General features: G+C 70.5%; 11 protein-coding genes. 2 read left to right on the forward strand and 9 right to left on the reverse strand.

Features of this window, described 5'->3' with window-relative positions:
• Positions 1 to 9 precede the first annotated feature (9 nt).
• Complete coding sequence (locus EL288_RS16405) at positions 10 to 840, forward strand: nitrilase family protein (RefSeq protein ID WP_003809743.1); 831 nt, start codon at positions 10 to 12, stop codon at positions 838 to 840.
• Between the two features lie 12 nt (positions 841 to 852).
• Here EL288_RS16405 and EL288_RS16410 read toward each other — a convergent pair whose 3' ends face one another.
• The 6 genes from EL288_RS16410 to EL288_RS16435 are packed head-to-tail and all read right to left on the reverse strand — an operon-like array spanning position 853 to position 8,778.
• On the reverse strand, positions 853 to 3,192 hold the full coding sequence (locus EL288_RS16410) for a molybdopterin guanine dinucleotide-containing S/N-oxide reductase (protein WP_033458838.1): 2,340 nt from the start codon (positions 3,190 to 3,192) through the stop codon (positions 853 to 855).
• 60 nt (positions 3,193 to 3,252) lie between these two features.
• Entirely contained in the window at positions 3,253 to 4,245 is a 993-nt protein-coding gene (locus EL288_RS16415; RefSeq protein ID WP_003809740.1) for a tripartite tricarboxylate transporter substrate binding protein, read from the reverse strand.
• A gap of 54 nt (positions 4,246 to 4,299) precedes the next feature.
• Complete coding sequence (locus tag EL288_RS16420) at positions 4,300 to 5,331, reverse strand: M14 family metallopeptidase (RefSeq protein WP_003809738.1); 1,032 nt, start codon at positions 5,329 to 5,331, stop codon at positions 4,300 to 4,302.
• Positions 5,328 to 6,554, reverse strand: a complete 1,227-nt coding sequence (gene metC / locus EL288_RS16425; RefSeq protein ID WP_010926188.1) for a cystathionine beta-lyase — start codon at positions 6,552 to 6,554, stop codon at positions 5,328 to 5,330. The genes EL288_RS16420 and metC overlap by 4 nt, the downstream gene beginning before the upstream one ends.
• A 30-nt stretch (positions 6,555 to 6,584) precedes the next feature.
• Complete coding sequence (locus tag EL288_RS16430) at positions 6,585 to 8,186, reverse strand: rhodanese-related sulfurtransferase (protein ID WP_003809735.1); 1,602 nt, start codon at positions 8,184 to 8,186, stop codon at positions 6,585 to 6,587.
• Between the two features lies 1 nt (position 8,187).
• Positions 8,188 to 8,778, reverse strand: coding sequence for a cysteine dioxygenase family protein (locus tag EL288_RS16435; RefSeq protein WP_010928388.1), 591 nt, complete (start codon positions 8,776 to 8,778; stop codon positions 8,188 to 8,190).
• A 107-nt stretch (positions 8,779 to 8,885) separates the two neighbouring features.
• On the opposite strand from EL288_RS16435, the gene EL288_RS16440 reads away from it, so the two are divergent.
• Entirely contained in the window at positions 8,886 to 9,776 is an 891-nt protein-coding gene (locus tag EL288_RS16440; protein ID WP_003809733.1) for a LysR substrate-binding domain-containing protein, read from the forward strand.
• Here EL288_RS16440 and EL288_RS16445 read toward each other — a convergent pair.
• From EL288_RS16445 to EL288_RS16455, 3 genes are all read right to left on the reverse strand, one after another.
• Positions 9,773 to 11,488: an aspartate:alanine exchanger family transporter gene (locus EL288_RS16445; RefSeq protein WP_010926187.1), complete on the reverse strand. Its 1,716-nt coding sequence runs from the start codon at positions 11,486 to 11,488 to the stop codon at positions 9,773 to 9,775. The two genes, EL288_RS16440 and EL288_RS16445, sit on opposite strands and share 4 nt — an antisense overlap.
• A 221-nt stretch (positions 11,489 to 11,709) precedes the next feature.
• Positions 11,710 to 12,285, reverse strand: a complete 576-nt coding sequence (locus tag EL288_RS16450) for a DUF4142 domain-containing protein (protein WP_003809731.1) — start codon at positions 12,283 to 12,285, stop codon at positions 11,710 to 11,712.
• A gap of 91 nt (positions 12,286 to 12,376) precedes the next feature.
• Positions 12,377 to 13,276: a LysR family transcriptional regulator gene (locus EL288_RS16455; RefSeq protein ID WP_003809730.1), complete on the reverse strand. Its 900-nt coding sequence runs from the start codon at positions 13,274 to 13,276 to the stop codon at positions 12,377 to 12,379.
• Positions 13,277 to 13,411: the final 135 nt, after the last annotated feature.

Below are 13,411 nucleotides of genomic sequence, written 5' to 3' on the forward strand. Positions count from 1 at the left end.
TGCAAACCCATGACCCCGACCGGAAAGATCGCCGCCATCCAATTCGATGTGCGGCAGGGAGAAAACGACGCCAACCGCGCCAGGAGCTGCGAGCTGGCGCGCCAGGCCGCGGCCGCCGGCGCCAATCTGATCGTGCTGCCGGAATGCTGCGTCGGCGGCCTGGTCTTCGACAGCCGCGACGAAATCCGCGCCGTCAGCGAAACGGTGCCGGGCCCGTCCACCCGGGCCTGGAGCCAGGTCAGCCGCGAAACCGGCGCCTGGATCGTGGCCGGCCTGTCCGAGACCGACGGCGCGAAAATCTACAACACCGCCGTGCTGGTGGGGCCGAACGGCGAGCTGCACCGGCATCGCAAGCTGCATGTGCGCGGCATCGAGCAGCGGCTGTTCGACGTCGGCGACGCGCTGACCTGCGTCGATACGCCGCTGGGCCGCATCGGCCTGGCCATCTGCTATGACATGTGGTTTCCCGAGGTGTGCCGCAACTACGCCCTGGACGGCGTCGATGTGGTGGCGGCGCCGGCCAACTGGAGCAAGAGCGTGCGCACGGCCGACGCGTTCGACGCCTACGGCCTGCCGCAGGGGTACCACCTGATGGCGGCCACGGCGGTAAGCAACGAGCTGGTCGTGGTGGCGGCCGACCGCGTCGGCACCGAGCGCGGCGTCGCCTTCCTGGGCACGAGCTGCATCTTCGGCCCCAGCGGCGAGGCACTCTGCCCCGCCGCCAGCCGCGGCGAGGAGCAGATCCTGCTGGCCGACTGGCCCGACATCGCCGCCGTCCGCGCCCAGGGCGGCCCGCACCTGGGCCAGCGCCAGCCGGCCGTCTATCCGGTGACGCGCTAGGCGCCGCGCCCGCTACCCGCGGGCCGCCGGCACCGGCGGCTCGTAGGCGCGCACCGGCGGCAAGGGGCCGTCGTAGCGCTCCATCTGCACGGCGGTCAGCTGGCCCGTGCACCCTTGGGCCAGCGACGAGGTGCCGACATCGCGCGTGAGCACATTGGGGTTGCCATGCATGCACATGGGCCGCTCGGCGTGCACGTCCTGCGGGTCGTACCAGGCGCCCGTGGGCAGCTGCACCACGCCCCGCATGATGGCATCGGTGACGCGCGCCGCCGCCAGGCAGGCGCCGCGCGCGTTGAACAGGCGCACCACGTCGCCGTCGGCGATCCCGCGCGCGGCGGCATCGGCCGGGTGCACCTGGCATACCTCGCGGCCATGGCGCTTGGCGGCGGCGCTGTGCGCGCCGAAATCCAGCTGGCTGTGCAGCCGGGTGGCCGGCTGGTTGGCCACCAGGTACAGCGGCCACTGCGCATCGGGCGCGTCGGCCGGCGCGAGCCAGGCCGGGTGCCCCGGGCAATCGGCATAGCCGAACGACGCCACCATGGGCGAACTGACCTGTATCCGGCCGCTGGGGGTGGGCAGCGGCCGGCCCTGGGGATCCTGGCGGAACGCCCGCAACAGCCCGCCGTCGTCGTCCGCCTGCGGCAGGCGCAATTCGCCGCGCGCCCAGAACGTGTCGAAGTCCGGCGCCTCGTCGCCGCGCGCGGCCAGGGCCGCGCGGGTGGTTTCGTAGATGTGCCGCAGCCATCCGCGGCTGTCGCGCCCCTCGGTAAAGGCGGCGCGCCGCTGCAGCCGCCCGGCCAGGTCGGCGAAGATATCGTAGTCGTCGCGCGCCAGCCCCACCGGCGGCGCGACGCGGTGCATCGCCACCAGCAGCGGATCGGTCGGCGTGCCGCCGATATCCTCGCGCTCCAGCGTCATGGTGCACGGCAGGACGATGTCGGCGTGGCGCGCCGTGGCGGTCCAGACCGTCTCGTGCACGATGAGGGTATCGAGGCGCCGGAACGCCGCGCGCAGCCGCGCCAGGTCCTGGTGGTGATGGAAGGGATTGCCGCCGGCCCAATACGCCAGGCGCACATGCGGATAGCGCAGGCGCTGGCCGTTGTAGTCGAACGGCTCGCCCGGCTTGAGCAGCATGTCGGCGATGCGCGCCACCGGAATGTAGGCGTCCACGCCATTCCTGCCCTGCGGCAGCGCCGCGATGGGCACGGCGTTGTTGCGCTTGCCGTAATGCGCCAGGGTGCCCAGCGCGTAGTTGTAGCCCCCGCCGGGCAGCCCCACCTGCCCCAGCGCCGCCGCCAGCACCGCGCCCAGCCAGACCGGCTGCTCGCCATGCTCGGCGCGCTGCAGCGAATGCGACACCACCACCAGCACCCGCCGCGACGGCAGCATGCGCGCCAGCGCGGCGATGTCGGCCTCGGCCAGGCCGGTCAGCGCGGCGGCCCAGGCCGGGTTCTTGGGCTGGCCGTCGGCGCGGCCCATCAGGTAATCCTCGAAGGTCTCCCAGCCCGCGCAATAGCGCGCCACGAACGCGCGGTCGTGCAGGCCTTCGTCGACCAGCACGTGCAGCAGCGCCAGCATGAGCGCCGCGTCGGTGCCCGGGCGCGCCGGCAGCCAGCTCGCCGCGGCCTCCTCGGGCAAATCGTCGCGCAAGGGGCTGATGCACACGAAGCGGCAGCCGCGCCGGGCGGCCGCGCGCATGGCGCCGCGCTCGGTGTGGCGGCTGACGCCGCCGCTGGCCACCTGGGTATTGCGCAGCGCCATGCCGCCGAAGGCCAGCACCACGTCGGTATGCTCGACGATCTGCTGCCAGGTGACATTGCGCCGCGCCACGTCGTCGAGCGGACCCAGCACGTGCGGCAGGATGACCGCCGAGGCGCCGGCGCTGTAGTTGTTGACCGAGCGCACGTAGCCGCCCAGCGCCGTATTGAGGAAACGGTGCACCTGGCTCTGGGCATGATGGAAGCGCCCGGCGCTGGACCAGCCGTACGAGCCCCCGAACACGGCCTGCGGGCCATGCGCGTCGCGCACGCGCGCCAGTTCGCGCGCCACCAGATCCAGCGCCTCGTCCCACGATACCGCCACGAATTCGTCGGCGCCGCGCGCCTGGTCCGCGCCCGGCCCGCGCTCGAGCCAGCCGCGCCGCACCATGGGCGCGGTCACGCGCACCGGGTGCCGCAGCGCATTGGTGAAATTGTCGATGAGCGGGCTGGGGTCCGGGTCGTCCGGATGCGGGCGCACCCGCACGGCCTGGCCATCGAAGGCGGCGTAGAACGCGCCCCAGTGCGCGCTGTGGGGATGTTCGGGGTCGCCGGGCCGGCTGGCCGAAGGCGCGGAATCGGAAGCAGAGCTCATCGCGTATCCACGAAAAGAGAAAACAGCGGCGGCGCGGCCAGGGCCGCGCCGCCTGGCGCCTTATTCCGCGCGCATGCTGGCCTGCTCGACCAGCTTGCCCCACTTGGCGCGTTCGGTGGCCATCAGGCGGCCGAAGCCGTCCGGCGCGCTCGAGGTCGCTTCCATGCCCGCGGCCGCCAGGCGCTGGACCACCTCGGGCTGGGCCATCACCTCGACCAGCGCGTCGTTCAGGCGCTGGACCACCTCGGCCGGCGTGCCGGCCGGCGCCACGATGCCGTACCAGTTCATCAGATCGTAGCCGGGAACGCCGGCCTCATCCATGGTGGGCGTATCGGGAAACAGCGGCGAACGCTTCGAGGTGGTGACCGCCAGCAGGCGCAGCTTGCCCGAATCGATCATGCCCTTGGCCGACGGATCGCAGAACGTCAGCGGCACCAGCCCGCCCATCACGTCGGTCAGCGCCGGCGTGGTGCCCTTGTAGGGCACGTGCGTCATCTTCAGGCCCGCCATCAGCTTGAACTGTTCGCCGGCGATCTGCCCGATGGTCGCCACCCCGCCCGAGGCGTAGTCGATCTGCCCGCCGGGCGCCTTGGCCGCCGCGATCACGTCCTTGACGGACCGATACGGCGTGGAAGGCGAGACCACCAGCAGATTGGGCATGGTCACCAGCGTGCTGATGGGCGCGAAGTCCTTGCTGGGGTCGTAGTTCAGCTTGCGCAGGTTGGGCCAGATGGTGAACGAGCCCGGCGTGGCGATATACAGCGTGTACCCGTCGGGGGCCGACTTGGCGACGTATTCGGTGGCGGTCAGGCCGCCGGCGCCCGGACGGTTCTCGACGATGACATTGCCCGACAGCTTGCCGGCCAGGCCGGGAGCGATGGCGCGCGCCAGTACGTCCGCCCCGCCGCCGGGCGGGAATCCCACCACGATGCGCACGGGCCGCCCCTCGGCCGGAAAGCCGGCCGCCTGCGCGGCGGGCCCGAAGGCCGCCAGCGCCGTGGCCAGGGTGGCGGCCAGCGTCAGGCGGCGAGTGAAATTCGCCAAAATGGTCATGATGCAGTTCCCTTGTCTAGGTATCGGAGTCGGAAGAAGCGGCGACGGCGCGGCTCAGCGCCACGACGGCGCCGGGGTCGGCGCGTCGCGCCACTCCCAGGCCACGAAGGCGAGGCGCTCGCCGGTGTGCACCACCGGATCCGAACGCAGCCCGATCAGGATGCCTTCGCGCGGCATCGGCGCGACCGGCGTGACCGTGCCGTCCAGGGCGATCACCTCGCCCAGCGAAGCGCCTTCGGGCACGCGGTCGCCGGCGCAGTAGCTCGGCACGAACAGGCCGCCTTCGTCGGCCGTGATCCAGCCGCGCCGCGACACCTGGCGCAGCGCCGGCGCGTGGTCCTCGGCCGCCGGCGCGCCGGGCAGGATGCCCATGCTGCGCGCCAGCGTGCGAAAGCCCATCTCGGCGCGCTCGATATGCTCGGGCTGGTAGCGGTTGCCCGCGCCCAGCTCCAGCATGAAGGCGCATACGCCGGCAGCCAGGCATTGGTAGTCCAGCGCGCCGGCGATGTTGCCGGGCAGCTCGCCCTTGCCGCCCACGTCCTGGCGGCAGGCCAGCACCGGGAAGAACGGCGCCATCGCGGCCAGCAGATCATCCTCGCGCACGCGGTCGTTGGGCGGGGTCTTGTACACGCAGTACGGACGCGAATCGAACAGCGGATTCATGGTGTGCAGATTGATCAGCACATCGGCCACGCCGCGCACCTGCTCGATGAGCGCGTGCGCCACCCGCTCGGTGATCATGCCGTCGGCCTTGCCCGGATAGCTCTGGTCCAGGTCCAGTTCGTCGTAGGGATTGCGCTTGCGGCGCGCGTCGAGCGCCTGCGGGTTGCCGGTGGGCGTGACCACCAGGTTGCCGCTCATGGCCGCCGGATCCAGGCTGTTGGCAAAGCGCAGCGCCGCCACCATGCCGTTGATCTCGTCGCCGTGGACCTGTCCGTGCAGCCACAGCGTGCGCCCGGGGCGCGCGCCGCGCAAGGCGATATAGGGCAGGAATACCTCGACGCCCGAGGCCATCGACCCGACCCGCAGCCGGCCGCTGCGGCGCGCCGCGCCGCCGTCCTCTCTCAGCCATTGACCAATGTTCACGCTTCGCTCCTCGATACAGTGTTGTGCCTGCCGGCCGGACCGATGGCGGCGAACGCCTGGTCCAGGTCGGCGATCAGGTCTTGCGGGTCTTCCAGGCCGATGTGCAGCCGCACCACGACGCCGCGTCCGGACCAGTCGGCCACGCTGCGCGCGGCGCCCAGGTCGGCCAGCGTCACCAGGCTTTCGTAGCCGCCCCATGAGGCGCCCAGGCCGAACAGCGCCAGGCTGTCGATCCATTGCTCGGCGGCGGCGCGGTCGAATCCGGCTTGCAGTTCGAACGACAGCAGGCCGTTGGTGCCGGTGCAGTCGCGGCGCCAGATGTCGTGTCCGGGATGGCCGGGCAGCGCCGGGCAGAACACGGTGCGCACCTCGGGGCGCTCCTGCAGGTAGCCGGCGATGCGCAGCGCGTGGCGCTCGTGCATGGCCAGGCGCGCCGCCAGGCTGCGTATGCCGCGCAGCACCAGGTATGCGTCGTCCGGGCTGACCGTCATGCCGAACGCGTCGCTGCGCTCGGACAGCGCCGGCCAGGCCGCCTCGGTGGTGGCCACCGTGCCCATCATGACGTCCGAGTGGCCGCTGAGGTATTTGGTGGCCGCCATGATGGACACGTCCGCGCCCAGCGCCAGCGGCCGGTACTGGCAGCCCGAGCCCCAGGTGTTGTCGCAGGCCAGCAGCGCGCCGTGGCGGTGCGCGATCTCGGCCAGCCGGGGCAGGTCGCACATCTCGTACACCAGCGAGCCGGGACACTCGGCGTAGATCATGCGCGTGGCGGGCTCCAGCTTGTCCTGCACGTCCGAGCCGTCCGCGGCGAAGAAAGTGCAACGGATCTGGTACGGCGCCAGGAACGAATGCACCAGCTTGCGCGCCGGCTCGTAGACCGCGTCGGACATCAACAGATGGTCGCCCGGCTTGAGGTACGACAGCAGCGCCATGGCGATGGCGGCCAGGCCGGTGGGAAACAGCTTGGTGCGGTACGCGCCTTCCAGCTCGCTGACCGCGTCCTCCAGCGCGAAGTTGGTGGGGTTGCCGCGCGCGCCGTAGGTGAACAGGCGTTCGCCCGAGCGCCGCGCGCGCAGGTCGCGCTGCTGCGCGACGTTGTCGAATATCACCGTGCTGGCCCGCACGACCGGCGGGTTGACCGGGGCGCCGCCGTCGTAGGCGGGCTTCTTGCCTGCATGCAGCAAACGGGTCTGCAAGCGGCGGGGGGAAGTGGTGTCTGTCATGGTCCTGGCCAAGGTGGAGAACGCCGCGGCTCAGCGCCGCGGCAGGCGGAATTCGCCCAGCTCGCGTTCGTCCAGTTGCGAGATGAGGTTGACTTCCCATTCCAGGTACTGGCGCGCCGCGGCCTTGTTGCCGCTGTGGCGATCATGCACGAAGAACAGATAGTCGACGCAGGCTTCGTCCGGCGGGATATCGGGGCTGGACTGCACCGGCAACCCCGCGTCGATCCACGCCTGCAGCCCGCCGGCCAGCACCCGCGCCGGCACGCCCAGCCCGGCCAGTTCCGCCGCGGCGCAGGCGGCCACGCCGGGTTCGTCGGCCACCAGCACCACGGGCTCGGCGCAGCCGGCCAGCGCGGCGGCCAGCAGCGGCCGGATCGACCAGCGCGATTGCGCGATATGCGCCTGGCGGTAGCGCATGCTGGCGCCCACGTCGACGAGGGCGAGCGGCCGGCCCTCGTCCAGCCAGGCGGCCAGCGTGGCGGCGTCGATCTCGTCGGGCCGCGGCAGGGCCGGCGCCGGCGCCGGCAGGGCCAGCCCGCTGGCCAGCCCGCCTTCGAGCACATAGGCCTCGTGCCCCATCTGGCACAGCCAGCTGGCCACCACCCGGGCCCGCACACCGTCGGCGTCGAACAGCACCAGCCGCGCGCGGCGCACGCCCACGTACTGGTCGGTGGCCTGGATCAACTGGCCGCCGGGCGTGTGCTGCGCGCCGGCCAGCGTGCCCGCCGCGTATTCCTCCGGCGTGCGCACATCGCACAGAAAGACCGTGCGCTGTCCGTCCCGCGCCCAGCCCCGCACCGTCTCGGCGTCGACCATCGGCACCTCGTAGCGCCGCGCCAGCGCCTCGGCCGCGCCGCGCGCGGCCTCGATGTCATCGGACGGCCCGCCATAGCGGCGGCTCGCGCCGTGTTCCAGTTCGAGATCGGCCAGCATCCAGCCCTGCGTGCCGCTTTGCAGCGCCGCCACCGGATTGGGCAGGCCCAGGTTGATCAGCGTCTGCGCGCCGATGATGCTGCGCGTGCGGCCGGCGCAATTGATCACGATGCGCGTCTTGTCGCTGGGAACCAGCTTGCCGACGCGATAGGCCAGCTCGCCGTTGGGGCAGTTCGTCGCGCCGGGAATCGCCATCTTGCGGTATTCCGCATAGGGGCGTCCGTCCAGCACGACGACGTCCTCGCCGGCGCCGAGCATGGCGTCCAGTTCGGCGGCGGTGACGTGCGGCGTGTCATAGACCTGCTCGACCAGTTCGCCGAACGTCTTGGACGGCACGTTCACGCCGGCAAACAGCGCATAGCCCGCGGCCTGCCAGGCCGGCGTGCCGCCCTCGAGCACGTGCACGTCGCCGTAGCCCAGCGCCGCCAGCCGGCGCGCGGCGGCCTGCGCGATGCCCTGGCCGTCGTCGTAGACGACCAGGCGCACCTGCCGGCGCGGCGCCAGGCGCTGCACGTCGGCCTCCAGCCGGCTGTAGGGCAGCGTGATGCCGTGGAACAAATGGGACTCGCCGTACTGCCCGTGCTCGCGCACGTCGAACAGCGCGATCTCGGCGCCGTCGTGCAGCCAGGACTTCAGGGTCTGCGCGTTGATGAAATGCATGTCCGCCACGGTAGGAGGGATAGGATGGATACTGGGCACGTCAGTGGCGGCGCGTCTGGACGCCGATCGACATGATTTCGCAGGTGCCTTTCTCCAGGTCGTAGCCGATGCGCGCGGTCAGCGTCTCGAGCGCGCGTCCGTACAGGTGCAGGTGGCGGATCACCTGCCCGGGCAGGATTTCCACCGAATGGATGTCGTCGGGCATCAGGGCGATGCCGGTGCCCGGCTCGACCGTGACCTGGTCGATCTCGCGCAGCTGGGCCTTGCCCGGCACGCTGCCGTCGTCCAGGCGTTCATAGACGCGGTTGAGCTCGACGCCGTCGACGGCGCTGATACACGCCCAGGTCGTGTGGTTGTGCGGAACGATGCGCTTGCCCGGACGCATGACGTTGAGATAGAGCGCATAGCTCTGGTCGGGGTCTTCCGAGATCAGGTAACGGGCCTGCAGCTCGCCGTCCTGCGGCGCCGCGAAATCCGCTTCGCTCCACAGCGAGGCGCGCGCCGCCAGTTGATTCAGCTCCGCCAGGATGCCGTCGAGCGCCGCGCGATCGAACTCGCCCGCCTCGGCGATCCGCTTGATGCGCTGGATCGCGCCCTGCACAACCTGCTCGCGTTCTGCCGCTGCTGTCATGATTCACTCCCTATGGTTTCGCCAAACTGTCAGAGCCCAAAATATAGGCACCCGGACAGGGGGAAACAATCTAGAATCGAGCCAAAATCAATTAGCGAAACTGATAAATGGACACACTGGATCTGGATGCGCTCAGGACGCTGGTCGTCATACAGGAGAAGGACGGCTTTGCCGCGGCCGCAGTCCATATCGGCAAGACCCAGTCCGCCGTCACGCAGCAGATGCAGCGGCTGGAGAGCCAGCTGGGACGGGCGATCTTCGAGCGCCGCGGGCGGCAGAAGCGCCTGACGCCGCTCGGCCTGCGCCTGCTGGACTATGCGCGGCACCTGCTGGCGGTCAACGACGAAGCCCTGCGCAGCCTGCAGCAAGGCAGCCTGGAGGGAGTGCTGCGCATCGGCGCGCCGCACGACGTCGCCGACAACATGCTGCCGCCGCTGCTGGCGCAGGTGGCGCGCGTCTCGCCGCTGCTGCAGATCGACATCCATGTCGGGCGCAGTCCCTTCCTGATGGAATCGCTGCATCGCGGCGAGATCGACATGACGATCTCCAACCGCCACGATCCCACGCTCGAAGGCGTGGTGCTGCGCAGCTCGCCCACCGTGTGGCTCTGTTCGGCCAGTTATGTGCTCGACAGCGCCAAGCCCATTCCGCTGGTGCTGGCCGACGGGCCCAGCCTGTTTCGCCGCCTGGCGCAGGAGGCCCTGGACGACGCGGGCATCCGCTGGTCGCCCAGCTACACATCATCGAGCCTGATAGGAATCAAGGCGGCGCTGCGCGCCGGGCTGGGGGTGACCGCGCGCGGCGTGGAACTGCTCGACGCCGAATTCCGCGTGCTGGGCGAGACCGACGGCCTGCCCCGCCTGCCCGACGTGGCCTATTACCTGTTCGTGCGCAAGAACGTCGTGCGCCCGCTGACCCGCCGCGTGTTCGACATGCTCAAGAGCAACATGCGCCTGCTGCGCAGCAGCGAGCGCAGCTTCCGCGCCGACCTGGGCTAGCGCGACAACGCCACCGCGCACGCCACGATGACCGGTCCCCACAGCGTGATCAGCACGTTGCTGACGGCAAACGGCACGGTGAAACCGATGGCGTAGACGTCGCTGCCGCCGCGCTCCTTGAGCGCGTTGAGCGTGGCCACGGTGGTCTGCGCGCCGGCGATGCCGGGCAACAGCGCGATGGGCGGCAGCTTGAGCACGTAATGGCCCAGCAGCAGGCCCGCGATGGGACCCGCCAGCGTCACCACCACGCCGGCGCCGACCAGCTTGGCGAACAGCGCGATGCCGCCCTCGTGGATGGCCTGCACCGCGTGCGGGCCGGCCGCCAGCCCGATGGCGGCGATGAACACGATCAGGCCCACGTCCGAGAGCAGGCGCAGCGCGGGCTCGGGGATATGGCCGACCACCGGATAGCGGCTGTACAGCCAGCCCGCGACCAGACCGACCACCAGCACCCCGCCGCTGGTCCCCAGCCCCAGCGGCACGCCCGTCAGGCGCACTTGCAGCAAGCCGAACAGAATGCCGACCACCACCCCGCCGGCCAGGTAGACCAGGTCGGTGCGGCCCTGGTCGTGCTCGATGAAGCCGAGGTTCCTGGCCGCCGTCGCGATGGCGGCGCGGCTGCCGGTCAGCTTGAACACGTCGCCGCGCTGCACCCGCGTGCCCATCGCGCGCGGCAGCGTGCTCTCGCCGCGATGCAGCGAATCGAGGAACAGGCCGCGCGCGGCCCCGCGCGCCAGCTCGCCCAGCGTCTTGCCGGCCATTTCACGCCGCGTCAACACGATCGAGGCGCGCACCATGGGTTCGCTGAGCAACTCCTGGTCGTCGACCTCGGTGCCCACTTCGAGCGCCGCGCCCACCACGCCGGCGCGCCGCGACGCCACCAGCACGATATCTCCCAGCGCCAGCCGCGCATCGGCGCCCACGTCGCGCAGCAGCTGGTCGCCGCGCCGTATCCCCGTCACCGTCAGGCGGCCGGCCGCGTAGCGGCGCTCGAACTCGTGCACGGTGCGCTGGTCCAGCTCGGCGTTTTCCAGCCGGTAGGTCCGCAGCGACAGCGGCGCCTGGTCCCACAGCGCGGCGTCGTCCTCGTCGGTGCGCGCCTGCAGCTCGGCCTCGGCCTCGCGCGCCACCTGCCGCAGGTCTACCTTCAGCAGGCGCGGCGCGACCACCGTCACGAACAGGATCAGGCCGACTTCGCCGAATATGTAGGTCGTGGCGTCGGCCAGCGGGGCGTGCGCGGTCAGCAGCGCGCGGGTCGCTTCGTCCACGTCCATGGCGGCGATGGCGCTGAGCGCGCTGCCCAGCGCCGCCGACTGGGTCATGGACCCCGACACCAGCCCGGCCGACAGCCCGGGATCGAAGCGGAACAGCGCCACCATGGCGATGGCCGCCGCCAGGCCGGTGCACGACACCACCACCGCCAGCGCCATCTGGGGCAGGGCTTCGCGCTTGAGGCTGGCGAAGAACTGCGGGCCGGCCGAGTAGCCGACGGCAAACAGGAACAGGTCGAAGAAGGCCCACTTCAGCAGGTCCGGGATCTCGGGCTCGAACAGCAGGCCGAGGATCATGCCCGCGATCAGGGTGCCCACCACCGTGCCCAGGCTTACCTTGCGGATCTCGATCTTGCCGATGAAGTGCCCGAATACGATGGCGGCGAACAGCGCAAGTTCGGGGTGCAGCCGAACGACATCCGCGAGAGCCTCTATAGTCATGGTGCCCCACTCACTCTGTCAGAAGACGCATGGGCCGGACTGGGCCGGCATCGGTCAGGCAGGAGAAATCCGTGTCACCGCAGGCCGGGGCGGGCAGCCATGGCCTGGCTGCCCGACCGGCACGAAATGCCGTATCGCGCAGAGCATATTCCCACAGAGTCCGCGCCGCGCCAATAGGGGGGCTTGGATGAGGCGTCGGCCAGGCCGCCGGCCGCGCAGTGTCAGGGCTTGGCAGGCGCCACGGCCTGTTGCAGCGTCCGGGCCATCTCCAGGTGGGCCTTGAGGCTTTCCAGCGTGGCGGTGGCGAACTGCTTGACGTCGGGGTCCTTGGCCTCGCCGGCGGCCTTGGTGAACAGTTCGACCGCGTCCTCGTGCGCCGCCACCCCGATCTCATCGGCGTAGGCCTTGTCGAAGCCCTCGTCGCGCAGGCTGAGCGCCTGCAGCTTGGCCTTCTGCACCAGCGACGGCTCGGCCGGCGCCTGGTAACCCTTGCTGCGCGCCAGGGTATCGAGCTGCACGCCGACCTTGGTATGGTCATCGATCATCTTCTGGGCGAAATCCTTGACCTGCGTGGCGCGGGCCTTTTCCAGGGCCAGCTTGCTGCCCTCGACTTCGAGGTGGCCGGCCTGGGCGGCGTCCTCCAGGAAGTCGCGGTCGGCGCTGTCCAGCTTGTCGACGCCGGCTGCCGGCGAAACCGGCGGCGGCTGTGTCTGGGTCTGCGTCTGTGCCTGCACCGCGCCGGCGGCGGCCAGTCCCACCGCCATGCAGGCGGCGCCAGTGATGAAGAGGGATTTCATGCGAGGCTCCTTGTGTCGCGCGGCGCGGCCCGGATGGCGCGCCGAGGGTGGTAAACCCCGCGTACCCCCGCAATCCTCGTGCCTGTAGCGCTCACTCCACCGCAAGCAAGGGATGCGCGAACGGCGCGCCGCGCAGCTGCGCCTGCGTGACGCGCACCAGTTCCATCGCCAGCCCGCCCTGGCGCGGATGGACCGGATGCACCATGCCCACTTCGCGATAGAAACAATGCTCGCCCAGGTCGAGGGCGCGTATCCGGCCCTGGTGGCGCGCCCCGTCGGTGATGGGAACCAGCGCCGCGCCCAGGCCGCAGGCCACCATTTCCAGGATGGCGTCCACATCCTGCGACTGGATCTGGCAGCGGGGCACCAGCCGGTGCGCCTGCAGGAAGCGATCGACCACCCGGCCGCCGAACGAGGCGCTGTCATAGCGGATGAAGGGCAGCGTCTTCAGGATCTGCCGCCAGTCGCCGCCGGCCTCGCCCGCCGGGCATACGACCTTGAACGGCTCCTGCAGCAACGGCACCCACTTCAGTTCGGGCGGCAGGGCGAAGAAGGGCTTGACCACCAGCGCCGCATCCAGCTTGCCGTGGTCCACCAGCGTCAGCAGCGGCAGCGAGCCGCCCAGCTCCAGGTGGGTGCTGACTTCGGGGTGCTCGCCGATCAGCGCTTCGATGATGCGCGGCAGGTATTGCCGCTGCATGCTCTGGATGGCGCCCAGCCGCAGGTGGCCGCGCAGGCTGCCGCGTTGCGGTGCGTCGCGCAGCTCGTCGCAAAGATGCAGGATGTGCTCGGCGCGCGCCACCGCATCCACCCCGGCCGCGTTGAGCCGCACCTGCCGGCCCACCCGGTCGAACAGCTGCGCCTGCAGGCTTTCCTCCAGGCGCTGGATCTGCGCGCTGGCCGCCGCCTGCGTCAGGCCGATGTGCTGCGCCGCCGCGGTGATGCTGCCGTGCTCGGCCACGGCGACCAGGGTGCGAAGTTCCTTGATCATGATCAACAAATAATATTTATAAAAGACACAAAAAAATAGAGTTATTCATATATCAAATCTATGTATAGCATGACCCCGGAGTTGAACGAAAGTGTTGTTTGCAGTGGGCGTCGCCACGCCTGGCCGGCCATGCAG

It is taken from the genome of Bordetella bronchiseptica, assembly GCF_900636925.1.
GTDB classification, from domain to species: Bacteria; Pseudomonadota; Gammaproteobacteria; order Burkholderiales; family Burkholderiaceae_B; genus Bordetella; species Bordetella pertussis.